Source organism: Clostridium sp. HBUAS56017 (assembly GCF_007115085.1).
Taxonomy (GTDB): Bacteria; Bacillota; Clostridia; order Clostridiales; family Clostridiaceae; genus Clostridium; species Clostridium cibarium.
Genome location: NZ_SULK01000014.1, coordinates 103,364 through 127,679 on the forward strand (window position 1 = coordinate 103,364; position 24,316 = coordinate 127,679).

Sequence of the window (24,316 nt, forward strand, 5' to 3'; positions counted from 1 at the left end):
AGGTATTAGAATGAATTTCTTAAAAATAGCAGGATCAGATATAAAAGGTATATTCAAAAATAGGTTTATAAGAGTAAGTGTCATAGCTATCATAATAGTGCCTTTATTATATTCTCTATTATATTTAGATGCCTTTTGGGATCCATATGGTAGATTAAAAGACATGCCAGTTGCTGTAGTAAACTTAGACCATGGTGCTAATTTAGATGGTAAATTTGAGAACTACGGTAATGACTTTGTTGATAAGCTTAAAGATGACAACAGAGTAGGTTGGAAATTCGTATCAGATGAAGATGCAAGTAATGGGTTAGAAGGTAATAAGTACTATGCAAAATTAGTAATTACTGAAAACTTTTCAAAGGACATAATAAGTGCCAAGGAGGGTGCTCCAAAGCAGGCAGATTTAAGATTTGTATGTAATGAAAAGAAAAATTTCTTAGCATCACAAGTTAACTCAAAGGTAGAAAGTGCCTTAAAGGAAGAAATAACAAAAACAGTTACTGAAACTTATGTGTCAGGTGCTTTTGATAATCTTTATAAGGTTAAAGATGGAATGGATGCAGCAGCTGATGGTAGTGGACAACTTAATGATGGTTTAAATACAGCAAATGATGGTTCTAGCAAATTAAATGATGGGCAGGTTCAACTTAATGATGGTATTTCTCAGCTAAATGGAAAGGTACCAGAACTTGTAGATGGAGCTAATAAGTTAAATGATGGATCTAATCAATTATATGATGGACAGGTTCAACTTAATGATGGTATTACGAAATTAAATGGTAAAGTTCCTGAACTTGTGGATGGAGCTAAAAGGTTAAGCGACGGATCTAATCAATTATATGATGGACAGATTCAACTTAATGATGGTTTAACCAAACTAAATAGTCAAGCACCAGATTTAACTTCAGGAGTGATTAGGCTAAATGGTGGAATTAAACAAATTTATTCTGGATACACAACTTTAATTTATCCAGGTGTAAGTGGATTAGATACTGGTCTTAAGTCAATGCAAGCAATGTTAGATAAAGATTCTCAATATATGACTGAATTAAATAAGGGAAGCGATAAAGTTAATGCATTTGGTACTAAAATAGTAGAAAATTCCACAAATATAAAAAACGGGTATGACCAAGTTAAAAGTGGAGTAGATAAACTTATAGATGGATCTACAACTTCTGCTCAAGCTTTAAAGCTTGCTGAACAATATCTAAACCAAGGAAAGACTAACGAGGCTTTAGCAATAATCAAGAATGTAAATGCAGCAAATGATGCATCAGCAGCTAGTGTTGCTAAGTTGAAACAAGGTGTTTCAAACTTTGCTACTGGTATAGACACATATAATGCAGGAGTTTCACAATATACAAGTGGTGTTAATACTTTAATTGGTGGATATAATAAATTTATTACTGGAATAAATTCAGGTGTTGGTAGGTTAAGTGAAGGCTCTGGTGCCTTAAAGGTAGGTTTAGATAATAAATTTACTCCAGGTCTTCAAGAAGAGTATGCTGGGTTAGCTAAATTACATGCTAGCGTTACTGGTACAGATGGAAATCCTGAAAACCTAGGACTAAATATGAGTGCATCGAAATTATATGCAGGATCAAATAGGTTAGTTAAAGGACAAGGAGATCTTAAAGGTGGTATTGATACATTAAATGGAAAAGTGCCAGAATTAAGAGACGGAGTACCAAAACTTTATGATGGATCAAATAAATTAGTGTCAGGTCAAGGGGCCCTTAAGGATGGTATTAGTACATTAAGTGGAAAAGTACCAGAATTAAAGAATGGAGTTAATAAACTTTATGATGGTTCAAACAAATTAGTATCAGGGCAAAGTGACCTTAAAGATGGTATTACAAAACTTCATGATGGTTCAAATGAGCTTGCTACTAAGCTTAAGGATGGTTCAGGTGAATTAAATGATGGATTGAAAAATACATCAGAAGATATGGGAACATTCGTTGCAACTCCAGTAAATCTAGAAGTTGCACCTATAAATCCAGTTCCTAACTATGGAACAGGTTTTGCACCATATTTTGCAAATCTATCTTTATGGATAGGAGCTATAATGATGTTCTTCGTAATTTCAGCTAAGACTGAACAATACGAAGGAGCAAGTAAGTTCGATAAGGCATTTGGTAAATTCTTATCCTTTGGATTTGTTGGAGTTTTACAAGCTGTTCTTGTTGGTGTAGTTATAATGGCTTTAGGCTTGGCTCCAGGAAATATTGGTTTATACTTTGGATCATTAATATTCTTCTCACTTGTGTATATTGCCATAGTTCAATGTTTAATTTCATTGTTCGGCGATGCAGGAAGATTATTAAGTATAGTACTACTAATCATGCAATTAACAGCATGTGCTGGTACATTCCCATTAGAATTAGTACCAAAATTCTTCGTAGTATTAAATCCATTTATGCCATTTACTTATTCAGTAGAAGCTTTAAGAGAAATAAGCTCTGCTACAGTAATTAACTACGGCGTAGTTGGAAAAGATTTCTTAATATTAGCAATAGTATTGATTGTTTTCTTAGCTACTTCTATAGCTGGTGCAACTTTTGGAGAAAAGATGCAAAGAGTGATTGAAGGAAGAAAAGAAGGAAACAACTAATAATAAAAAAGACTGGATTTCCAGTCTTTTTTTATTTAATAAATTATTAACATAATCCGCCTTTGTTACTGCTGTTGTTATTGTTTCCACCACAAAGACCTGACATGCCACTTTGACTTTGAGTGGAAGATGTATTGCTATTTTTAAAGTTGCCGATTTTTTCATTTAACTTATTTATGGTTGCTGCATATTCATCGTTGTATGGATTTAAAGTAACAGCGTTTTTTATGTGATTAACACCAGATTCAATCCAACCTTTTTTGATTAAGAGTATTCCTTTTAAATAATTCCATTCTGCGGAAGAAAAGTCAGATACCATATTTAGTTTAGCTTCTGCTGCTACAAATTCATCTCTTTCTATAAGATCTCTTACCTCCTCACATGTCATAGTATTAGTGATAATTCTATAGGCTTCATTTGCCTCATTTATTTTTTCTTCATTAAAGGATTTAAAGGAATCATTTTCAAGATTATCTAGGTTGTAAGTTTCTAAAATGTTTGTATATGCATCTTTAATTTCCTTTTCAGAAGAGTGAGGTAATACACCCAAAACCTTATAAGGATCCATAAATATATACTCCTCATATTTATATTGATATATAGTAAATATATTATAACTTATAATAAATATTCATGTATTTTTCTATTAGTCCTCGATTTATGACATTATAAATAATGCCTTCATTTTTTTCTATAGGTAGTTCTTTTAAAAGGTCACTACAGTTCATGGCAAGACCCATTAAAAGAAAATCCATAGCTTCTTTGATTTCTTTAACTAGTCTTTCATAAGGTAGATTTTTTTTATTATATGATTTTTCAATAGGGTTAAACTTACCATTATCCATATCATTTCTCAAATCGTCTAAGGCATCTATAAGGTAAATCCATTTTCCAAAGGAATAACCAAAGGTATAAAGACTATTACGGATTTTAGGAGTATCCCTATTAAATGTAAAGGGAGCTTCCTTTAAAATTTCTCCAATTATATGCCCAAAGGGATGAGTTATTTCATCTAATGGAAAAGAATTATTTGAAGTTTCCATAGAATGTAGCTCGTTTAAGTTAGTCTTTACTATATTATCTATATTGTTGTAAATCATTTTTCTTTTGTAAGGAAGTAGAACTAGTGATATAGTTTTACTTACTAAATTATTATCATCTATAACGTCATCTAATGCATTATAATAAATTAATGCTATATTTAAATTAGCTGTGTAGGTCAAAGGAATATTTTCTTTAATGCAAGTTCTCTTTTTTATTGGATGCTTTATACAGGAAGAATTATAGGTGTTTGTGGGTTCTTTATATAAAGAATCAAGTAAAACTGCAAAGAATGTAGCATCGTAATTTAACCCTATTCTAGGAATATTGCCAAAGTTATTTTTTATAGCCATACAAAGACCGCAGTAATAATTTCTAAAGGTTTCATAATCCTTTATTTTAAGTTCGTCTTTAACTGGAGTTATATAACCAAACACAAAGGGCCTCCTATTTGAGAAATACATTTTTTATAAAATTGTTAGCTTTAGTTAAATCATATTTATAAGCCACATTTTTTAAAAAGTTTATTTGTTTATAGTCATCAAGTTCTATATCTATTGGAAGTTCAGGATTAATTCTAAAGTAATTGTCGCCAAGGAGTGTTTTTGAATAAAGATTTTCTAATGGGACAGCATCATTTAATAAAACAGATACTAAGGGTAACTTCACAGTGGAAAAGGGTCTTAGTGTCCAATTTAATATTCCCCAGTTTTTAGTGTTTTCTGAAATTTTCTTTGGAGAACTTCCAGTGCCAATTGATAGAACTCGAAAATCTTTTAAATTGTATTCTGGAAATTTATGAATCACAGTTATAACAGAAGCTATAGCAGGTGAATTTGTTATAATGCCTCCATCTATATAATTGTTATGAGAAGGAAAATAAGTTGGTGCAGCTGAAGTAGCAAGGGCAACATCTAGGATTTTCTCATTACAATGATATTTTTTGGAAAGATTATTAAAAAACACACCTTGCCAATGGTTTCTAGATACTCCCTTAACGTTGAAAGAGGGTATAAATACATATTTATCTAAATCACCAAGGGCTGTTTTATCATAACTTATTATGGAAGACATAAGCTTTTTTAGATTTCTATTTTTAAAGCGAGGATGAAAAAGGTTAATCCTCTTAGGGGTAAAAACATTTTTTGCATTTTCATATGAGAAAAGGTTATTAACTTCATCACTATTTAAACCAGCAGCTAAACCAAGTGAAATGAGCCCTCCTGATGAGGTGCCAGCAAAGAGTGCTGTTTTATCTACAAGGGTTGGATTATCAGTGCATAGCCTTTTTAATAGGCTTGTAGATAAAGCTCCCTTAACTCCACCTCCATCAAAAGAGATAATTCTAAAGGTAGACATAATGTCAGCCTCCTTTTAAAACTCTCTACAAATAATCTATGTAATAAAAAGAAAGTTGCTATTATAAATAAAGAAATTTTTAGAAAAACATTTTTTTTAGTATAATAAAAATATAGAAATGGAAAAAGATATAAATAGACTATATTCTATTGGAGGAAATTAATTATATGAAGAGAAATGCAGCACAAAGAGAATTTAAGAAACTTAAAAGTCAAATAAATCAAATAGAAGAGATAGCACATCATTCAAAAGGTGGAGCTCTTCATGAGCATGAATCTGCTGTAAGAAAAAAGATCCTTTTATTAATGGAGATGGAGAAGGATGGTTTTAAAGAATATGAAGAGGTATTCGATAGATATAATGAAATCCTAGAGCATATAGGCAAGAGGATTTTAGAAGATTATAATAAAAAGAATAACTGTGATTTCGATTATTATGAAGTTGCTAGAGGAAATTATAATTCTCTATTAAACTCAGGAATAATGACTGTACTTACAAAGCAGCATATTCCAAAGATGATATCTGAAGAATTTGAAAAGAACTTCCCTGAAAACCCTAAAGATGAATATAGGGAAGCTAGGGGGATTAATAGGCAGTTTATTATTCATCTAGGAGATACTAATACAGGTAAAACTTATAACGCCATAGAAAGATTAAAGGGGTGCAAAAATGGAGTTTATCTTTCTCCTCTTAGAATTTTAGCTTTAGAAAATTATGAAAGGTTAAATAAAGAAGGAGTAGTATGTGATCTTCAAACAGGAGAAGAAGAGCTTACTCATGAAGGTTCAACTCATGTATCTTGCACAATAGAAAAACTTAATTTAAAGAAACAATATGAAGTTGCAGTAATAGATGAAATTCAAATGATAGATGATTCTCAAAGAGGTGCAGCATGGAGCAGGGCGTTACTTGGAATAAGGGCTCGAGAAATTCATGTATGTGGTGCATTAAATGCAAAAGAGATCATAAAGAAAATATTAGATGATTGCAAAGATCCATATGAAATTAAGGAGTATAAAAGAAGTATTCCTCTTGAAGTTCAAGATAAGGAGTTTAGTCATAGAGATATAGAAGAAGGGGATGCAATAGTATTATTTTCTAAAAAGAGAGTATTAAGCTTAGCTCAGGAATATTCTGAAAGAGGAGAAAGGGCAAGTATAATTTATGGAGATCTTCCACCTGAAGTTAGAAGAAAACAGTATGAGCAATTTATAAATAAAGAGACAAAGATTTTAATTACCACAGATGCTATCGGTATGGGAGTTAATCTTCCTATAAGAAGGATAATTTTCCTATCAACTAAAAAGTTTGATGGAGAAGAGGTAAGAGAATTAACATCTCAGGAAGTTAAACAAATAGCAGGAAGGGCTGGAAGAAAAGGAATTTATGATGTAGGTTACGTTGCTGCTAGTGGTAACAATAGTGAATTCTTAAAGGATAAAATAAGAGAAAAGGATAGAGAGATAACAGAGGCCGTAATAGGACCATCAGAAGCTATTTTGAGAATTAAAACTTTGCCATTAATAGAAAAATTGGCTCTTTGGAGCACTAGAAAAGAAAAGCTTGATTATTATAGAAAGATGGATATTTCCGATTATATAATTATTTTAGATAGGCTAAAAAGATATAAGCTTAAAGAAGAAACTCAGTGGAAATTACTTAAAGTTCCTTTTGATGTAACTAATGATGATCTTATGGAACAGTTTTTATTTTATGTAGATGAGTTATTTGTAGCTAAGCTTAAAGAGATATCTAGACCAACTGTTTTAAGTGGAACTTTAGACGAATTAGAAATATATTATCAAAAGATTAATATGTATTATTCATTTTGTAAATTGTTTAACTTAAAATTTGATGTTCAGTGGATTTATGACGAAAGAATTAATGTAAGTGAGCAAATTAATGAGATTTTAGTAAAACTTTAAAAACAAAGGAGGTATTTCAAAAGTTTGAAATACCTCTTAAAAATTATATTATTGACCAGGTTGCACTACTTGTGCAAATTTATTTTTAACTTTATCTATGGAACTTTGAGGAACTTGATCTGTTTTATACCAGCCTTTTTGAACCATAAGTTTATAAGTTTCGTTTTGTTTATCTAAGGTTTGATTCAATAATTTATTAAAATCATAACGAAGAGGGTCGGTACTAGCTTCTTGTACTCCAAGTTGATAAAGAGAAGCTAAACTTTTTTCAAGGGTTAATATTTCGTTTGTCATTTCTTTTTCTCCAAGCATTAGTAAATCACCTTCCTACTATTTTAATAGTTGATATAATGTTGATATGTTATGTTTATGATAATTTGCTAAGTTAGTAAAATGATTTTTAAGGTCCGCATCTTGAGTGCAGGAACTGTGATTTGAGCAGCTTTTTTGAGCTAATTCTTCAGCACCTAATAAATCTTCCAAATACAAAAGTTCTTTTTCTGTCATTGAAAATTACCTCCTTTAATCTTAGAAACAATTTTATTTTTCCCGTCATAAATGTTTATTATTCTTCATAAAAATCACCATATTATAAGAAAATATGGCTAATAGGAATAATGCAAATACCTAAAATTAAGGAAAATATATAAAGAAGATTAAATCCGTAAACTCTTGATTCTGGAATAAGTTCCTCAAAGGAAATATAAAGCATTATACCAGCTACAATTCCAAAAACTATACTTAAAATAAAGTCGTTTATATAAGGTTTTAAAAATAGAAAAGCTAATATTGCCCCAACAGGTTCTGCTATACCTGACAGGAATGTATATTTAAAAGCTTTACTTTTGCTTCTTGTTGAATAGTATATTGGCATAGCAATAGATACTCCTTCAGGAATGTTATGAAGAGCTATAGCTAAGGCTATGGAAATTCCAAGAGTGGTGCTTTGATAACCAGAAACATATGTTGCTATGCCTTCTGGGAAATTATGTAGCATTAATGCAATCATGGTTACAAAACCAACTCTATAAAGGTTTGTGTTGTTTTTATCTATAAGTTGTTTACTTTCTTCAGATGGAATAAAATGATCGATTAAAAAAGCTATTAATGTGCCAATAATAAGAAATAAAAGTGCTAATAAAACGCCATTAAATTTACCAAAGTTTTTGGATAAAGTTTCTTCAGCAGTAGGAAAAAGGTCTGTAAAAGAAATTGTTATCATTACTCCAGCAGAAAAGCTTAGAGCAAAGGTGATTAATTTTTTACTGCCAGATTTTGAAAAGAAAACTATAAAAGCCCCTATGACTGTAGATAATCCAGCAAAAAGGGAAAGAAATATTGGCATTATGGAATGAAAATCAAACATATTAAACTCCTACAAATTACTTATCAATAATATGTTTATTTTACAAAATATTAAAAATGCCCATTTTACTTTTTTTAATAAAAACTTATGATAAATAAGCTTGTATAATATCATTTTATATTTTATAATGCTTAATAATATAAATGGGAAAGGAGATACTAATAGTATGATAAGTTTCTTTAAAAGTATAGGAGAATATCTTTCGCCAGAATTAATAAATAATACTAGAAGATTGTTTAAATTTTTATTAGTTTATACTATAGGTTTTTTTATATTGCTATTTGGAATTAAATATGCAGTTCCATTAGTAATAGCTTTAATTATAGCATTAATATTAAGACCTATTAAAAACAGAATACTATCAATAAATAAAAGATTTAAAAAATTTAAACTAACAGAAGGTTTTGTATCTTTAGTATTAACCCTTTTATTAGTAAGTATTTTGGGTATATTACTATTTTTTATAGGATATCAAATAATAGATCAGCTTAAAAATTATTATACATATATAACTGATAAAGAAACAATGAATAATGTACTAAGTGTAGCTAAGGAAAAAGTTCAAGATATTTTAAATAATGTAGATAATATAAATCCTGATATAGCTCAAAACATTAATGAAGGAGTTTCAAAAATTATTTCAGCTGGAACATCAATTATAGCAAAGCTCGTTCAAAATATAATAAATATAATAGTTTCAATACCAACTGGTGTGATTATAACTATTATTACAATAGTCTCTACATTCTTTGTTACTAAAGAAATAGATAATATTCTTGTTAAAATTAAAGGTGCTTTTTCAGAAAAAGGTTTAATTCTAATGAGAAGCCTAAAGAAAAAGAGAAATGAAATCTTTGGGGGATATATAAAAGCTTATTCTATTATACTTACTGTAATCGGAATATATAGTTCCTTCATTTATATGGTAATAGGTATGAAATATGCTGTTGTTATAGGAATATTAACAGCGGTTTTAGATGCTCTTCCACTAATTGGAGCAGGTATGGTTTATAGCGTTATTGCCATTATAAACTTAGCTTCTGGTAATATAAAGGGAGCCATAATAATGGTTATAGGATATATAGGAGCAGTTGCTATTAGACAATTCTTAGAGCAAAAACTAGTATCTTCATTTTTAGGTGTTCATCCATTAGTTATTATTATTGCATTGTTCTTAGCTTTTACACCTGTAGGTTTTCTTGGAACCTTTTATTTCCTTGGGGCTTTTGTTTTATATGGAACCATTAAAGGGGAAAAAGATGTATAGAGTCTAGAAAGTTTGCTAGAAAAGTAATATAATAAAAAAGTATATAAAAAGTTGGGGAAAAGTAAGAAGGGGGAAATGTAAATATGAAAAAGGTAAAGATAGCATTATTAGGTTTAGGTAATGTTGGGCGTGGCGTTTGGAATATCTTAAAAGAAAACGAAGAAGAGATAATGAAGCGTTCTGGATTTAAAGTTGAAGTAGCTAAAGTCCTTGTAAGAGACATAAATAAGCCAAGAGGAGTAGAAGTACCAGATGGAATAGTTACAACAGATTTTAATGAAATTTTAAATGATGATTCTATTAAAATCGTGGTTGAAGTTATGGGTGCTATAGAACCAGCTAGAGAATATATGCTTAAGTCTATGAGCAGAAAAAAACAAATTGTAACAGCAAATAAGATGCTTCTAGCAACTAATGGGGATGAACTTTACAAGAAAGCAGATGAAGAAGGTGTAATGTTCAATTATGAAGCTAGTGTAGCAGGTGGTATACCAATAATTCAAGCTATTAATGAAAGTTTAACTGGAAATAAAATAAAAGAATTATATGGGATAGTAAATGGAACAACTAATTTTATATTAAGTAAAATGGAACTTGAAAATGGCAAGTTTGATGATGTGTTAAAACTTGCTCAAGAAATGGGATATGCAGAAGCAGATCCAACTTCAGATATAGAAGGATATGATGCTCAATATAAATTAGCTATTTTAGCATCTTTAGCTTTTGGAACTAAGATCGATGTTTCTAAGGTTTATAGAGAAGGAATAACTAAGATAACAGATGTAGACATGGAATATGCAAAAAGCTTTGGAATGGTAATAAAATTACTTGCAATAGCAAAAGATGTAGATGGACAGCTTGAACTTCGTGTACATCCAACTATGATTCCAGAAACTCATCCGTTAGCAAATGTATATGATTCCTTTAATGCAGTATTTATAAAAGGAAATGCCGTAGGAGATTTAATGTTCTATGGAAGAGGTGCAGGAGACTTACCTACAGGAAGTGCTGTAGTTGCAGATATAATATCAATTGTAAGAACAAACATAGATGTAGATAATCCTATTTCGGTTGTTAAGAACAATTTATGGAATAAAGAGATTATGGATGTAGCTAATGTGGAAAGCAAATACTACATTAGAGCTACTGTTCAAGATAGACCAGGTGTTTTAGGTGAGGTAAGTGCAGTATTTGGAAACTATGAAGTTAGTATGCACTCTGTAATCCAAAAGGGTGAAATAAAAAATAAGAGTAAAGTTGCTTTAGTATTAGTTACTCATATGACAACTGAAGAAAAGGTGAGAAAAGCCTTAGATGAATTAAGTAAGTTAAATGCAGTTGAAAGTATAGAAAATTTAATAAGAATAGAGGAATTTGAGTAGAGAGAGCCTTAGGGCTCTTTTTTTAGTGCACAATGGAGAGTGGTATATTATATTATTATATTAGTAAATAATTGTTGGAGAAAAATTATGGTTCAAGGTATATTGTATGTTTTAGCTGCAGTTTTAACTATAATATCTTTTATTAAAGATAAGGAGAAGACAAAAAAGGCATTAATCAAGGGATGGAAGGCATTTGAAGGCATTTTGCCAATGGTACTTTGTGTAATGACAGCAGTAGGAATTTCCTTAAGTTTTGTTAATGAAGATACCATTGTAAATTTTATTGGACCAAGCTCTGGGATTATAGGAGTATTGTTATCTACTTTAATAGGAGCAGTTACCATGATGGCAGGTTTTATAGCTTTCCCCTTAGGAGCAATTCTTATAGACAAAGGTGCTGGAGTTCCACAGGTTGGAGCTTTTGTTTCTGCTATAATGATGATAGGATTATTAACTATCCCATTAGAAGAAAAGTACTGGGGTAAAAAAGCCACCTTAATGAGAAATCTTTTTGGTGTAGTAGTGGCTTTAATGGTAGCAATGGCATTGGAGATATTGTGGTAAGATGTATATACTTAAAAGATATAAATATGTGATTGTATGTATAATGATTTTATTAATCATGTATTTAATTAATAATGAAGTAGGTATTTTAGCTATTAAAGGAACTTTAAATAATGTATGGGAGCTTATAAAGCTTGTGCCTCCAGTCTTTGTTTTGCTTGGACTTATGGATATATGGATACCTAGAGAAAGGATGATGAAATTTTTAGGGGAGGAATCTGGTGTTAAAGGTGGTATTGTAGCATTTTTAATTGGCTCCTTTGCAGCAGGACCTATATATGCAGCTTTTCCTGTTGCAGCTATGTTCCTTAGAAAAGGAGCATCTATAAAAAACGTTATGATATTTACAGGAGCTTGGGCTTCAACAAAGGTGCCTATGTTATTAATTGAAATATCCTCTCTAGGGATAAAGTTTACTTTAATAAGATTAACAGTTGAAATTATTAGTATTATAATAATTGCTTATATTATAAATAAAAGTCTTTCAAAAGATGAAAAAAATGAAATTTATAAAAATGCAAAAAAACTTTAAATATTATATGGTTTTAAATAACTTTTTATGTTATAATTGAAACACTTTAATAATGAGTATAGAAAAGGGTGGAGAGTTTATGAATAATGGCAATTTTTACGAAGAAAAAATAAGAGATATTCTATCTATGTTTTTGGGAAGATTTAAGAAAAATAAAAATATTAATACAAAAAGAGGATCAGTAAAAGGATATCTTAAGGGACTATTCTTTATATATGTGGTTATTGCTTTACTTGAGCTTTTAAATTCACATTTAATTCTTGATGTTAGCTTAAATGCATTTATAATTGTAATTCCTTTTGTTTTATTCTCCATAATATATGGATTAACTCACTCTATGAAAAAATTAGGTTTAGTAGGCTTAGCGGCAGCTATAATTTATGCTGGTTTATCATTATACTTTAGTCCAATTATCAGCTATAAAGATCATAGAAATTTAATTGGCACAGTGGATGAAGTAGAGTTTTCAAAGGAAATAGATCATATTGATTTAAAACAACTTCCAACAATAGATAAAGAACTTGCAGCAAAATTAGCTGATAAAAAACTTGGAGAGATACCTTCGTTAGGTAGTCAAGTAACTATAGGAGAGTTAAATTTACAAAGTTTAGATGGTGAACTTTATTATGTAGCTCCACTTGAACATTCATCATTAATTAAGTGGATTACAAATAGTAAAGGTACAAGCGGTTATATTAAGGTAAGTGCAACAAACGAAAATGATGTGCAATTAGTTACAGAGCTTAATGGTGAAGCATTAAAAATAAAATATTTAGATTCGGCATATATTTTAAGTGATCTACACAGAGCAGCATATCTTAGAGATATGAAAGCTGGACATACCGATTTTACTTTTGAGCTTGATGATGAAGGAAAACCTTATTGGGTTATAACAAGATATGATAATGCTATTGGATTTAAAGAAAAAAAGGCTATTGGGGCTTTGATAATGGATGCACAAACTGGAGATTCAGAGATTTATGATATAGATAACATGCCTTCATGGGTAGATAGAATTCAACCAGAAAATTATATCTTAAATTATGTAGACAAATGGGGAGAATTAGTTCATGGGGTGTTTAATTTTGGTGATAAGGACAAACTTAAGTCAACAGATGATATGAATGTTATTTTTAATAAAAATGAGTGTTTCTATTATACAGGAATTACTTCTGTAGGTAACGATGAAGGCTTAGTTGGATTTATGTTAACAAATACAAAAACAGGAAAGACAACTATGTATAAAACAGCAGGAGCTACAGAAAGTGCTGCTATGAAATCAGCAGAAGGTAAAGTTCAGCAATATGGCTATAGAGCTACATTACCATATTTAATTAATATACAAGGTGAAGCAACATACTTTACTACATTGAAAGATTCAAATGGATTAGTTAAGCAGTATGCAATGGTGGATGTAAAAAATTATAATACTGTAGCAGTAGCAGATACTGTTCAAGGTGCCTTAAATAAATATTTAGATGTACTTGCAAGTAGCAATGTTTCATTAGATGGTTCAAATAAAACAGAAGCCATTGAAGGTGAAGTTGAAAGAATAGGTGTAGTCATTAAAGACGGTGTTAGTATATATGATATAAAACTAAAGAATCAAGAGAAAGTATTTACAGTGTCTACAGATAGTTCTAGAGAAGTGGCTTTAAGTAAAGTTGGTGATAGAGTTTCTATAAAATATATGAGCGTTAAGGATAGTAAATATATAATAGTAGATAATTTTGAAAATTTAAGTCTAAAGTAGTAGAATGAATAAGATATCTAAAAGTTATACATGTTTTAACTTTTAGATATTTTTTATTGCATTTTTATGTAAAAGTTGTATAATAATGGGGAACGGTAAGAATATTTCCAACTAGGAGGGGAGAATGAAAACTAATAATAAGATTGTATTATTAATCCTCTTGATCATAAGCACTTCAAACTTCTTATACCTGAATTCGATTATTGATGACTTTCATTTGGATAGATTTACAATAGTAAATTTAGTACTTGAATATCTTACAGCTCTTGGACTTATTTTTCTATTATATAAGGCTATGAAAAAAAAATCTGAATTTGAGAAAGAAGATATAAATTATAACTGCTTTGAAAATTTTTTTATTAAAAGAGATGTATCAAAAAAAATAACTGAAAATAAGTATGAAAAATTACTAAACTGTATAGATATTGGATATGCTTATTTCAAAATAGTAAGAGATGAATTGGGAAATTTAGAGGATGCTGAAGTTTTGGAGGTGAATAAAGCATTAATAGGTATATTAGAAGAAAGAAGAGAAGCACTACTGAAGTATTCTTTAAAGACTTTTTTAACTAAATATGTTGGGAAAGAATATGATTATGAAAAAGCGTTGAAGGATATAGAAGAGGATGGTCAGTATAAACTTGAAGATTATATAAGCATAGGAGATAATAAATGGATTAAAATTTCTATATGCAGAATGAAAAACGATACCATTGCAGTTATAATTATAGATGTTAGTGACAGAAAAAGTTATTTAGATGAAATGCGATACTTAGCTAACTATGATGTGTTAACTGATACTAAAAATAGATATAGTATATATAATCATATGACTAATTTAAAGAAGAGGAAAAAAGACTTTGCTATTTTCTTTTTGGATTTAGATAATTTTAGAATGTTAAATGATAATTTAGGACATAATCTAGGGGATCAAGTTCTTCATAAGGTAGCAGCCATTTTACGAAAGCATGAAAATGAAGCTATAAGTATAGGTAGATTAGGTGGGGATGAATTTTTGATAATACTAGAAGATAATATTTCTAAGGAGAACATCGAAAGATTAGGACAAGCTATTTTAAGATCTTTAAATACTTATTATATTAATCAAGAAAGTTATTCTTATAATATTAAAGCCAGCTTAGGGGTTAGCATATTTAATAGGGATACTGATGATATTGGGACACTAATAAAGTTTGCAGATATTGCAATGTATCATAGCAAAAAGAATGGCGGAAATAATATAAGTATATTTAAAGGAGAAATGTTAAAAAGTGAAATGAAAAAAGTGAATTAAAAAGAAGGAAAACTTTTAGTTATCCTTCTTTTTGGTATTTATAAAGCTTCTTTACCTCTTTCTCCTGTTCTGATTCTTATACAATCTTCTACATTTGAGATGAATATTTTACCGTCACCAACTTCACCAGTTCTAGCGACTTTTATTATAAGATCAACAATATTATCTACATTATCATCATCAACTATTAATTTGATTTCTATCTTAGGTAGAATATTTATTAAAACCTTATTGCTTCTATACTGTTCTGTCCAACCCATTTGTTGACCACAGCCTAAAACTTGAGATATGGTAAGTCCTGATATTTTGGCTTCATGTAGTTCATCTTTTAGAGCTTCTAGCCTTGAAGGACGAATTATTGCTTCAATTTTCTTCATATTATTACCTCCTTAGTCAAGTCCTGTAAATGATGGGTAAGCAGTTTCACTGTGTTCAGATATATCTAATCCATTAGCTTCATCTGCTTCAGATACTTTAAGATCCATAAATAATTGAATAACCTTAAGTATGATAAATGTCATAATAGATGCAAGGGCAATTGTTACTATAATACTTATAATTTGTACTACAAAAAGGTGAACATCACCAAAAATAAGACCGTTCCATTGAGCTGCTGGGTTTATTGAAGCTTGAGTGAAAATTCCTGTTGCAATTCCTCCCCAAACACCACCAATACCGTGACATCCAAATGCATCTAAGGCATCATCATATCCAAATTTAGATTTAACTACTGACATAAAGAAGAAGCAAATAGGACTTACTAAAGCTCCAATTATTAAAGAAGACCAAATAGGTACAAATCCAGCACCAGGGGTTATAGCGACAAGTCCAACTACTGCACCAGTAGCAGCCCCTAGTAAAGTCGTTTTTCCAAATTTGATTTTTTCAATTAACATCCACGAAAGTAATGCAGCAGCTGCAGAAGTATTAGTAGTTAGAAGAGCATGCACAGCAAGTTCTCCTGAACCTAAAGCACTTCCAGCGTTAAATCCAAACCAACCAAACCATAGAAGAGCAGCACCTAAAAATACAAAAGGTATATTATGAGGTTTGTAGGAGATTAGCCCATAACCACGTCTTTTGCCTAAGATAATGCAGGCAACAAGTCCAGAAATACCAGAACTTATATGAACAACATTACCACCAGCGAAGTCAACAGCACCTAATTCTCTTAAGATTCCACCGTCACCCCATACCATATGTGCAAGAGGGTAGTAAACTAATAACAACCATGCAGTTATAAAGATAAATAGAGAACTAAATTTCATTCTGCCAATTAAAGCTCCTGTGATTAATGCAGGAGTAATAATTGAAAACATCATTTGAAAAGCTGCAAAAAGTGTTTCGGGAATGGTTGCTGCGTAAAGCTCATTAGGTTCCATACTAACGCCGTTAAAAAATAAATGATTAAATCCACCGATTATTCCTTTTATATTATCACCAAAAGATAATGAATAACCAACTACTATCCATAATACAGAAGCAAGTCCACATATAAAGAAAGATGAAAGAATAGTATTTAATACATTTTTACGTCTAACCATGCCTCCATAGAAAAATGCAAGTCCGGGAGTCATTAAAAATACTAAAGCCGTACTTACTAATACAAAAGCACTATCTCCTAAATTTGTTGTCATAATATATCATTCCTTTCTAAAAAAAATGGAGATAGCGATTGTGTCTTTTAAGACATAATCACTATCTCCTTTGATAGCTGTTATTTAAATTTTATGTGTACATGATATCAAAAATTAAAAAATAAAGAAATACTTTTAATTGTTTATTAACACAAATTCTATGATATTAACATTTTGTTAATATATCTTGGTGAATTTTGGTTCCATTTTAGTAAATTCACATACATATTTAAATCCTAATTCTTTAAGATAATTATGAACTTGCTGAAACTTTGTAGCTATATCCTTAGTTACGTGGGAATCAGATCCAACAGTTAATATTTCTCCACCTAGTTCTTTGTAGAGTTTAAGTATATAAGTAGATGGTGTTAAATCAGGAAGGCCATATCTAAAACATGAAGTATTAACTTCTATTCCTTTTCCATCTTCAATTACCTGTTTTAATATTGACTTAAAGTAATCAGAAAAAATAGAGTCATCTAAGATAGTAGGGTAATCTCCATATCTTTTAATTAAATCTAAGTGACCAAGAACTGAATAATCTTTATAATTTTTTATTATATTAAATAATGTTGAATAATATTTATCATAGACTTCTTCTTGAGTTTTACCTTTGTGGTAGTCACATGTATAAAGCTCTAATCTTTCTAAAGTATGAATTGAAGCTATTATAAAATCAAAATCATGAGATTGTATTTCTTTTGAACATCTGTGGAGAATGTGAGGCTGTAAGCCAATTTCTAAACCTTTTTTTATTGAGATGTTTTTTCTATATTTTTCTTTATAGAAACATAATTCTTCAAAGTATTTATCGTAATCTATAAAAACATTAGGGTTTCCTATAATATCGTAATCTACGTGATCGGTAAAGCAAATTTCATTTAATCCTAAGTCTATTGATTTAACAATCATAGATTCCATAGGGGTGATTGAGTCAGCTGAAAAATAGCTGTGCATGTGGTAATCATTGTACATTTTAATCCTCCTAAGTAATTACAACGTTATTATTATTATATATGTTTATGAAAGAATATACAATGAACTTATAATTTGCTAAACTAAATATACTACAAAATACTGGAGGTGAAACAATTGGATTTTAGTAGTAGAACGAAGGGAATAGTATTTATAACTTTATCTGCTTTTGGTTTTGCAGCTATGTCGGCATTCGTAAAGTTAGCAGGGGATTTACCTCCCTTTGAAAAAACATTTTTTAGAAATTTAGTATCTTTATTTATTGCTCTTGTTATGATTATAAAAAGCAAAGAAAGCCTTTTTGGAAAGAAAGAAAATCAAAAACTTCTTGTATTAAGGTCAACCCTCGGTACAGCAGGAATAGTATTTAACTTTTATTCTATAGATCATTTAGTTTTATCTGATGCAAATATGTTAAATAAGTTAAGTCCATTTTTTGTAATAATATTTTCAGCTTTATTTTTACATGAAAAGATAAAACCTAAACAGATAATTGGATTAATAATAGCTTTCATAGGAGTTTTATTTGTGGTTAAACCACGATTTAATTTAGAAATAATGCCAGCTTTAATAGGAATTCTTGGAGGAGTAACAGCTGCTGGAGCGTATACCTGTGTTAGAGCATTAAGTGGAAAAGAAAAGCCACAGACAATAGTGTTTTATTTTTCTTTTTTATCAAGCATAATGATATTTCCATTTATGATAGTAACATATGAATATATGACATTTACACAATTTTTATATCTTATGGGGGCAGGGCTTAGCGCTAGTCTTGGTCAATTTGGTATTACCTATGCATATAAATATGCACCTGCAAAGGAAATTTCTATATTTGACTATAGTAATATAGGATTTGCAGCTATATTTAGCTTCTTTATATTTGGAATTTTACCTGATGCATGGAGTTTTGTTGGATATGGAATAATATTTTTAGCATCTTTGTATATATTTATTTATAACAAGAGATTGGATGAAAAGAAAAACTGAATTTAAAATGGAAAAAAGTCTGGCTATTAAAGTCAGACTTTTCATTGTGTTACGTGAGAATGAGAATATATTATCATTCAAGATAACATTAACATTGTGAGATCATTTTTATTATGTGTAAAAAATTTATATGTATACCCAAAAAATTAAGAAATATGAAATAATAATTAATTTTTAATATATTAAGTTTATGTTACTATAGCTATATAGATAAAATAAGGAGGACAAAATAATGTTGAACTATAAAGAAGAAGTAATTTATAGAAATATTCCTACTAGGATAAAAGATAAATTTTTTGAAGGTATAAAAAATAGAGATTTTTTACTTACTTTAGTAATTATATTGATAAAAACACTGTTATTTCTAGCTCTATTATCAGATGATAAGGCGAATGGAATACATTTAAAATCTATATTTTTCTCTATGCCACCACTTGGAGCATGGCTAGCTATTAATGCTGCTTTTGTAGCAATAGGGCTATTTTTTAATGGAAAGGTACAGAAATGGAGCTTTTGGACTTTAAATCTTTTATTCACGATACTAGTTATAGGGGATATGTGGTATTACAGATCAAATTCAGTATTCTTAAACTACCATATGTTTAGTATGACAAGTAATTTAGATAACTTAGGAAGTTCAATTGTATCAATGGTTAGACTTGTAGATGGATTATTCTTAATTGATTTAGTAATTATGGCTGTTAAAAATATAAAAAACAGAAAAACTTATACTAAGCATTCTAGAAATGTTATAGGTGCTTTATGTATTTTATTAGTTTCATTTTCGTTTTTGACATATTTACATATAAAATTAGATAGAAAAGCTGGTGGATTTGAAGGGCAATTTTTGTTTAGGACAAGCTGGAGCCCAAATCAAACAATGGGGAATTTAACTCCAATTGGATATCATATATATGATGGATATGATTTTTATCAGCAATCAAAGCCTTATAAATTTGATTCAAATGAAAAGGAAGAGGTTAGAAATACATTAACGAGTTTAAAGGAAAATAAACCGGATAATGAATATGCAGGAATGCTTAAAGGCAAAAACTTATTAGTAATACAATGGGAGTCTCTTGAAAATTGTGTAATTAATCAAAAAGTAGATGGACAAGAAATAACTCCAAATGTAAATAAGTTGCTTTCAAACTCTTTATATTTTAATAATTTTTATGAGCAAACATATGGAGGGACAAGCTCTGATGCAGAATTAATGACAAATACATCAGTTTTCCCAGTAAGAGAAGGTGCAACATTCTTTAGATATCCAACAAATACTTATAAATATTCTTTGCCTAATATTTTTAAGAATATGGGTTATAGTACTTTAGCATCACATCCTGATAAAGGATCATACTGGAACTGGATGACTAGCCTTAGATCTATGGGATACGAAAAGTTATTAGATGCATCAGACTATGATACCTCAGATGTTATAAATCTTGGAGTATCAGATGAAAGTTATTTAAAACAATTTGGCGAGGTAATTAAAAAGCAAAAGTCACCTTATATGGCATATACAATAACATTAACTAGTCATAGTCCTTTTGATATGCCTGAAAATGATAGATATCTAAAGCTTCCAGAAAATTTAGAGGGAACAAAACTTGGTGGATATTTTCAATCAATAAATTATACAGATAGATATATTGGAAAATTACTTAGTGATCTTGAAGAAAGTGGAGCTCTTGATAATACAGTTGTTGTAATGTATGGAGACCACGAAGGTGTTCATAAATTCTATGGTGATGAAGTAAGTGCTACTAAGGGATTAGAACCTTGGATGGAAAAAGACGATAGAAAAATTCCGTTAATAGTTTATAACAAAGATATTCAAGGAAAAACATTTTCGGTAAAAGGTGGACAAGTAGATACATTGCCAACTGTAGCTTATTTATTTGGAGCACCAAAAGAACAATATTCAAGCAACTTAACTATAGGAAGAAACCTTCTTAATACAAATAAAGATTACGCTTTATTATCAAATTATGATTTAAAGCAAGATGGACTTACTCCAGAAGAACAAGAGAAGGTAAAGAGTCTTATAGGTATTAGTGATAAGATGATTAGAGGAAATTATTATAGAGATGAGGCGGATTTAAATGACTAAAAAGATTATATTATATATTTTAATTGGATTATGTTTTATTATGCCTATGATATCTGTTGAAGGAATTATTCCTTGGATTATTGCGATATTCTTAATAAGCAGGAGCTTTAAAGCATTTAAAGAAAAGAAGAACTTGAAACCAGTAATATTAAATACTATTTACTGTGGTGGACTGATACTGATTTATAATGTTTTAGCTAGAAATATAGAAAGAATTTTAGTAAAGATGTGGATGTAGCAGGTATAAAATAATACAATAAATCTTAAAATAAGACTATTACTACTTGATTATATTTGACAAGGTTTGCTTGCAGGAGTAAAATTAAGAAAAAGATACATACCCCTAAGGGGTATAAGGAGGAGTTTATATGTTAAATCACATAAATACTAGTAATTTTACAGAAGAAGTATTAAATAGTAAAGGAGTAGTAGTTGTAGATTTCTTTGCTACATGGTGTGCACCTTGTAAGATGCTTTCACCAATATTGGAAGAATTACAAACTGAAATGTGCGAAAGTGTTAAAATAGTTAAATTAGATGTAGATGAAAGTGGAGAAATTGCTAATAAATATCAAGTTCAAAACATTCCAACAATAAAAATATTTAAAGATGGTGCAGAAGTAGATACTAAGGTTGGATTTTTACCAAAAGATGCATTAAAGGAAGCAATAGAAGAGGTTTTATAGGATATGTCTGAAAGATATGACATTGCCATAGTAGGGTCAGGGCCGGCTGGATTGTCAGCTGCCCTTAATGCTAAGATTAGAAAAAAATCTTTTATACTTTTTGGCAGCAAAAATTTAAGTTCAAAAATCCAAAAGGCACCGAAAATAAATAATTATTTAGGTTTTCCAGGTTCATCTGGAGATAAACTTGGAGAAGCATTTATAAAACATATAGAAGATATGGATATACAAATAACAGAAGAGAGAATAAACAATATTTATTCAATGGGTGATTATTTTGCTCTTATGGTAAATCAAAAGATGTATGAAGCTAAGTCTGTAATTTTAGCTACAGGAGTTGAATTTTCTAAGCCACTAGTTGGCGAACTTGAATACCTTGGTAAAGGTGTAGGCTACTGTGCAACTTGCGATGCTCCTCTTTATAAAGAAAAGGTTGTTTGTATAGTGTCTTCAAATGAAGAAGGAGAACAGGAAGCAAATTACGTAAGTGAAATAGCTTCTAAAGTATATTATATTCCTTTATATAAAGGAGACTATAAGCTAAATGATAATATAGAACTTGTAGAAGATAGACCGGTTGAAGTTCAAGGAGAAGGTAAAGTAAATAAGCTTATCTTAAAAGATAGAGAAATTCTTACAGATGGTGTATTTCTATTAAAAGATGCTATTTCACCAGCGCAACTTGTGCCAGGATTGCAGGAAGAAGAAGGTCATGTTAAGGTTGATAGATTAATGACTACCAATCTTAAAGGGTTATTTGCTTGTGGAGACTGTGTTGGAAAGCCTTATCAGTATATTAAGGCAGCAGGTGAAGGTAATATTGCATCACTTAGTGCTGTATCGTATTTGGATAAATTAAAATAAAAGTTTGCAAACATATAGGTTTGCAAACTTTTTTATATTTATATTAAGTTTAAGTTAAGGTTTTCATTATAATATAGTAAATTGTAGAAGAATATTATAATATAATATGTAATATATGGAGTTAAATATAACAAAATGAATTGATGGGTTCTTTAACATGCTAAAGTGAGAAAATTGACAAGAAAGAATATATTTCTTGCAAAATAAAATAAAGTAAAATAGAAAAAACTCTTTTTATTAATGAGTGTTTTGGCATAAAAATTTTGCAGAATAACGATAAGTATGCTATTTTAGTTAAAAATGAAGGAAAAGTTAAAGATGAAATAAAATATTTTGAAAATTTCAAATTATGTAGTATAATAATTATTGTAATAAAAAAATATTCAAATACTTGTAATTAAATCTTGGTTTCTTACATAGTATGAGAGTATATTAATAAATTGAATATAAGGAGGTGGGGGGTATGGCAGTAAGAGATTATAGAGAAATGTATATCACTACCATATTAACTTTAGGAAAAGATCGTGGACTAGCTGAGGCAGAACTAAGGAGATCCTATTTATCAGAATTAACTTTTGATGAGTTAAAAGAATTAGCTCAAAAATTACAAGGTTAATTGGAAAGGAATAGAAATGGATTTGTCTATTTTATTTTGAAAAAGAGTAGCTTTATGGTGTTATAAGCTGCTCTTTTTTATTTGCAAAAAATGATGCTATAATATAAAATAGTATAAATTGATATAAATGGAGAGATGAGGGGTTCTAGATATGATATTATCAATATTAATAGCAATATTAATAGTTTTTACTATAGTTTTTTCGATTTTTCTTCACTTTGCATCGGAATATGCATTTAAGGAAGCATTTTATGCTAGAAGAAAGACCAAAGAAGATTCAATTAAAAGGCTAAATAATTGGGGGCTTTGGAATGAAGAATATTTTGAAAATCTTCAAATGGAGGATGTTTTTATAACATCGAAGGATGGATTGAATCTTTGTGGACATTTAATAGAGAGATTTGAGGATAGTAATAGATATATAATATTAGTACATGGGTATAGTGCTAATCATTATCTTCATATGCCTTTTATTCCTATGTTTTTAAAGGAAAGATTTAATATATTATTGGTTGAAGAAAGATCTCATGGTGAAAGTGAAGGTAAATATGCAACTTATGGGTATAAAGAAAAAGAAGATTTAAATTTATGGATTAACTTTCTTGAAGAGAGAAAAGGTGAAGAATTATTTTTAGGATTACATGGACAATCTATGGGAGCTGCAACTGTTCTTTTATGTGGAGCTAGAAATAGAAAAGTTAAATTTGTAATAGAGGATTGTGGTTATTCATCAGGAAAGGAATTAATGAGATACCAATTCTCTAAAGTTGACTATGTACCTTTTGGACTAGTTTATTGGCTTTTAAATTTGAAGGTTAAAAGAAGATGTGGATTTAAGTTTGAGGATGTTTGTCCAATAAATGCCATAGCTAAAAGTGAAGTGCCAATATTTTTTATACATGGTGATGCTGATAAAAAGGTTCCTGTTAATATGGCAATAGATATGTATAAAAGAAGGAATCGTGAAGGTGATATGATACTTATTGTTCCAAATGCAGTACATTTGACTTCATATAGGGAGAAAAAGGAAGAATATGAAAGAATGGTCCATGATTTTATTAATAATGCTGATATTTAGGATAAAATGACCGATATTAGGAATTCCATAGTGAGGATATCTGTGGTATACTAATTCATGTTCTGGTCCATTGGTCAAGCGGTTAAGACGCCACCCTCTCACGGTGGAATCAGGGGTTCGATTCCCCTATGGACTACCATTACTAAGTCACAAATGAGTATATTACTCGTTTGGGGCTTTTTTATGTGTGCCCAGCATGGGCACGTACTAGTCGGTGAAAGTCCGATATGGGGGTTGATAGTGCCAACCATTAGCTTAAGACA

General features: G+C 29.8%; 24 protein-coding genes and 1 tRNA gene. 16 read left to right on the top strand and 9 right to left on the bottom strand.

Going from position 1 to position 24,316, the window contains the following annotated elements:
• Positions 1-10 precede the first annotated feature (10 nt).
• A complete protein-coding gene (locus tag FAY47_RS13035; RefSeq protein WP_143317295.1) occupies positions 11-2,614 on the top strand; it encodes a YhgE/Pip domain-containing protein in 2,604 nt (867 codons plus the stop codon).
• Positions 2,615-2,660: 46 nt separating this feature from the next.
• Here the strand turns inward: FAY47_RS13035 and FAY47_RS13040 are convergent, their stop codons facing one another.
• The 3 genes from FAY47_RS13040 to FAY47_RS13050 are packed head-to-tail and all read right to left on the bottom strand — an operon-like array spanning position 2,661 to position 5,014.
• Positions 2,661-3,182 carry a J domain-containing protein gene (locus tag FAY47_RS13040; protein WP_143317296.1) on the bottom strand — a complete coding sequence of 174 codons (522 nt, stop codon included), beginning with the start codon at positions 3,180-3,182 and terminating at the stop codon, positions 2,661-2,663.
• Between the two features lie 43 nt (positions 3,183-3,225).
• The gene (locus FAY47_RS13045; RefSeq protein ID WP_143317297.1) at positions 3,226-4,092 is read right to left on the bottom strand and encodes a DUF5685 family protein; all 867 of its coding nucleotides are present in this window, start codon (positions 4,090-4,092) and stop codon (positions 3,226-3,228) included.
• A 10-nt stretch (positions 4,093-4,102) separates the two neighbouring features.
• Positions 4,103-5,014 (bottom strand): patatin-like phospholipase family protein, encoded by a 912-nt coding sequence (locus FAY47_RS13050; protein WP_143317299.1) that lies wholly within the window; start codon positions 5,012-5,014, stop codon positions 4,103-4,105.
• A gap of 167 nt (positions 5,015-5,181) precedes the next feature.
• On the opposite strand from FAY47_RS13050, the gene FAY47_RS13055 reads away from it, so the two are divergent.
• Positions 5,182-6,939: a helicase-related protein gene (locus FAY47_RS13055; protein ID WP_143317301.1), complete on the top strand. Its 1,758-nt coding sequence runs from the start codon at positions 5,182-5,184 to the stop codon at positions 6,937-6,939.
• A gap of 48 nt (positions 6,940-6,987) precedes the next feature.
• On the opposite strand, the gene FAY47_RS13060 is transcribed toward FAY47_RS13055, so the two are convergent.
• From FAY47_RS13060 to zupT, 3 genes are all read right to left on the bottom strand, one after another.
• Complete coding sequence (locus FAY47_RS13060) at positions 6,988-7,233, bottom strand: spore coat protein (protein ID WP_185966830.1); 246 nt, start codon at positions 7,231-7,233, stop codon at positions 6,988-6,990.
• A 36-nt stretch (positions 7,234-7,269) separates the two neighbouring features.
• Positions 7,270-7,446 carry a hypothetical protein gene (locus FAY47_RS20330; protein WP_185966831.1) on the bottom strand — a complete coding sequence of 59 codons (177 nt, stop codon included), beginning with the start codon at positions 7,444-7,446 and terminating at the stop codon, positions 7,270-7,272.
• Between the two features lie 82 nt (positions 7,447-7,528).
• Positions 7,529-8,305: a zinc transporter ZupT gene (gene zupT / locus FAY47_RS13065; RefSeq protein WP_143317305.1), complete on the bottom strand. Its 777-nt coding sequence runs from the start codon at positions 8,303-8,305 to the stop codon at positions 7,529-7,531.
• Between the two features lie 166 nt (positions 8,306-8,471).
• Between zupT and FAY47_RS13070 the strand changes: the two genes are divergently transcribed.
• From FAY47_RS13070 to FAY47_RS13095, 6 genes are all read left to right on the top strand, one after another.
• Entirely contained in the window at positions 8,472-9,572 is a 1,101-nt protein-coding gene (locus tag FAY47_RS13070) for an AI-2E family transporter (RefSeq protein WP_185966832.1), read from the top strand.
• An 83-nt stretch (positions 9,573-9,655) separates the two neighbouring features.
• Positions 9,656-10,954: a homoserine dehydrogenase gene (locus FAY47_RS13075; RefSeq protein WP_143317309.1), complete on the top strand. Its 1,299-nt coding sequence runs from the start codon at positions 9,656-9,658 to the stop codon at positions 10,952-10,954.
• 87 nt (positions 10,955-11,041) lie between these two features.
• Positions 11,042-11,518, top strand: coding sequence for a permease (locus FAY47_RS13080; RefSeq protein ID WP_143317311.1), 477 nt, complete (start codon positions 11,042-11,044; stop codon positions 11,516-11,518).
• Between the two features lies 1 nt (position 11,519).
• Entirely contained in the window at positions 11,520-12,050 is a 531-nt protein-coding gene (locus FAY47_RS13085) for a permease (protein WP_143317312.1), read from the top strand.
• Between the two features lie 127 nt (positions 12,051-12,177).
• A complete protein-coding gene (locus FAY47_RS13090; protein WP_243129621.1) occupies positions 12,178-13,803 on the top strand; it encodes a cell shape-determining protein in 1,626 nt (541 codons plus the stop codon).
• 124 nt (positions 13,804-13,927) lie between these two features.
• Entirely contained in the window at positions 13,928-15,097 is a 1,170-nt protein-coding gene (locus FAY47_RS13095) for a GGDEF domain-containing protein (protein ID WP_143317314.1), read from the top strand.
• A 38-nt stretch (positions 15,098-15,135) separates the two neighbouring features.
• On the opposite strand, the gene FAY47_RS13100 is transcribed toward FAY47_RS13095, so the two are convergent.
• The 3 genes from FAY47_RS13100 to FAY47_RS13110 form a co-directional block, all read right to left on the bottom strand.
• A complete protein-coding gene (locus FAY47_RS13100) occupies positions 15,136-15,474 on the bottom strand; it encodes a P-II family nitrogen regulator (RefSeq protein ID WP_143317316.1) in 339 nt (112 codons plus the stop codon).
• A 12-nt stretch (positions 15,475-15,486) separates the two neighbouring features.
• The gene (locus tag FAY47_RS13105) at positions 15,487-16,734 is read right to left on the bottom strand and encodes an ammonium transporter (RefSeq protein WP_143317318.1); all 1,248 of its coding nucleotides are present in this window, start codon (positions 16,732-16,734) and stop codon (positions 15,487-15,489) included.
• Between the two features lie 177 nt (positions 16,735-16,911).
• Positions 16,912-17,709 (bottom strand): histidinol-phosphatase HisJ family protein, encoded by a 798-nt coding sequence (locus tag FAY47_RS13110; protein WP_143317320.1) that lies wholly within the window; start codon positions 17,707-17,709, stop codon positions 16,912-16,914.
• Positions 17,710-17,817: 108 nt separating this feature from the next.
• Here FAY47_RS13110 and FAY47_RS13115 point away from each other — a divergent pair, with 108 nt between their 5' ends.
• From FAY47_RS13115 to FAY47_RS13145, 8 genes are all read left to right on the top strand, one after another.
• Positions 17,818-18,696 (top strand): DMT family transporter, encoded by an 879-nt coding sequence (locus FAY47_RS13115; RefSeq protein WP_185966833.1) that lies wholly within the window; start codon positions 17,818-17,820, stop codon positions 18,694-18,696.
• Positions 18,697-18,928: 232 nt separating this feature from the next.
• Positions 18,929-20,809, top strand: coding sequence for an LTA synthase family protein (locus FAY47_RS13120; RefSeq protein WP_143317323.1), 1,881 nt, complete (start codon positions 18,929-18,931; stop codon positions 20,807-20,809).
• Positions 20,802-21,047, top strand: coding sequence for a hypothetical protein (locus tag FAY47_RS13125; protein WP_143317325.1), 246 nt, complete (start codon positions 20,802-20,804; stop codon positions 21,045-21,047). The genes FAY47_RS13120 and FAY47_RS13125 overlap by 8 nt, the downstream gene beginning before the upstream one ends.
• A 130-nt stretch (positions 21,048-21,177) precedes the next feature.
• On the top strand, positions 21,178-21,495 hold the full coding sequence (gene trxA / locus FAY47_RS13130; protein ID WP_143317327.1) for a thioredoxin: 318 nt from the start codon (positions 21,178-21,180) through the stop codon (positions 21,493-21,495).
• 3 nt (positions 21,496-21,498) lie between these two features.
• The gene (locus FAY47_RS13135; RefSeq protein ID WP_143317330.1) at positions 21,499-22,359 is read left to right on the top strand and encodes an NAD(P)/FAD-dependent oxidoreductase; all 861 of its coding nucleotides are present in this window, start codon (positions 21,499-21,501) and stop codon (positions 22,357-22,359) included.
• 463 nt (positions 22,360-22,822) lie between these two features.
• Positions 22,823-22,975, top strand: a complete 153-nt coding sequence (locus FAY47_RS20335) for a hypothetical protein (protein ID WP_185966834.1) — start codon at positions 22,823-22,825, stop codon at positions 22,973-22,975.
• A gap of 151 nt (positions 22,976-23,126) precedes the next feature.
• The gene (locus FAY47_RS13140) at positions 23,127-24,053 is read left to right on the top strand and encodes an alpha/beta hydrolase (RefSeq protein ID WP_143317332.1); all 927 of its coding nucleotides are present in this window, start codon (positions 23,127-23,129) and stop codon (positions 24,051-24,053) included.
• 64 nt (positions 24,054-24,117) lie between these two features.
• A tRNA-Glu gene (locus FAY47_RS13145) sits at positions 24,118-24,192 on the top strand.
• The last annotated feature ends 124 nt before the right edge of the window (positions 24,193-24,316 follow it).

Bases quoted from the DNA above. Each gene is read 5' to 3' on its own strand.
- FAY47_RS13035 (WP_143317295.1), top strand. From the start codon at position 11: ATGAATTTCTTAAAAATAGCAGGATCAGATATAAAAGGTATATTCAAA.
- FAY47_RS13040 (WP_143317296.1), bottom strand. From the start codon at position 3,182: ATGGATCCTTATAAGGTTTTGGGTGTATTACCTCACTCTTCTGAAAAG.
- FAY47_RS13050 (WP_143317299.1), bottom strand. From the start codon at position 5,014: ATGTCTACCTTTAGAATTATCTCTTTTGATGGAGGTGGAGTTAAGGGA.
- FAY47_RS13055 (WP_143317301.1), top strand. From the start codon at position 5,182: ATGAAGAGAAATGCAGCACAAAGAGAATTTAAGAAACTTAAAAGTCAA.
- FAY47_RS13060 (WP_185966830.1), bottom strand. From the start codon at position 7,233: ATGACAAACGAAATATTAACCCTTGAAAAAAGTTTAGCTTCTCTTTAT.
- FAY47_RS20330 (WP_185966831.1), bottom strand. From the start codon at position 7,446: ATGACAGAAAAAGAACTTTTGTATTTGGAAGATTTATTAGGTGCTGAA.
- zupT (WP_143317305.1), bottom strand. From the start codon at position 8,305: ATGTTTGATTTTCATTCCATAATGCCAATATTTCTTTCCCTTTTTGCT.
- FAY47_RS13070 (WP_185966832.1), top strand. From the start codon at position 8,472: ATGATAAGTTTCTTTAAAAGTATAGGAGAATATCTTTCGCCAGAATTA.
- FAY47_RS13075 (WP_143317309.1), top strand. From the start codon at position 9,656: ATGAAAAAGGTAAAGATAGCATTATTAGGTTTAGGTAATGTTGGGCGT.
- FAY47_RS13080 (WP_143317311.1), top strand. From the start codon at position 11,042: ATGGTTCAAGGTATATTGTATGTTTTAGCTGCAGTTTTAACTATAATA.
- FAY47_RS13085 (WP_143317312.1), top strand. From the start codon at position 11,520: ATGTATATACTTAAAAGATATAAATATGTGATTGTATGTATAATGATT.
- FAY47_RS13090 (WP_243129621.1), top strand. From the start codon at position 12,178: ATGTTTTTGGGAAGATTTAAGAAAAATAAAAATATTAATACAAAAAGA.
- FAY47_RS13095 (WP_143317314.1), top strand. From the start codon at position 13,928: ATGAAAACTAATAATAAGATTGTATTATTAATCCTCTTGATCATAAGC.
- FAY47_RS13100 (WP_143317316.1), bottom strand. From the start codon at position 15,474: ATGAAGAAAATTGAAGCAATAATTCGTCCTTCAAGGCTAGAAGCTCTA.
- FAY47_RS13105 (WP_143317318.1), bottom strand. From the start codon at position 16,734: ATGACAACAAATTTAGGAGATAGTGCTTTTGTATTAGTAAGTACGGCT.
- FAY47_RS13110 (WP_143317320.1), bottom strand. From the start codon at position 17,709: ATGTACAATGATTACCACATGCACAGCTATTTTTCAGCTGACTCAATC.
- FAY47_RS13120 (WP_143317323.1), top strand. From the start codon at position 18,929: ATGTTGAACTATAAAGAAGAAGTAATTTATAGAAATATTCCTACTAGG.
- FAY47_RS13125 (WP_143317325.1), top strand. From the start codon at position 20,802: ATGACTAAAAAGATTATATTATATATTTTAATTGGATTATGTTTTATT.
- trxA (WP_143317327.1), top strand. From the start codon at position 21,178: ATGTTAAATCACATAAATACTAGTAATTTTACAGAAGAAGTATTAAAT.
- FAY47_RS13135 (WP_143317330.1), top strand. From the start codon at position 21,499: ATGTCTGAAAGATATGACATTGCCATAGTAGGGTCAGGGCCGGCTGGA.
- FAY47_RS20335 (WP_185966834.1), top strand. From the start codon at position 22,823: ATGGCAGTAAGAGATTATAGAGAAATGTATATCACTACCATATTAACT.
- FAY47_RS13140 (WP_143317332.1), top strand. From the start codon at position 23,127: ATGATATTATCAATATTAATAGCAATATTAATAGTTTTTACTATAGTT.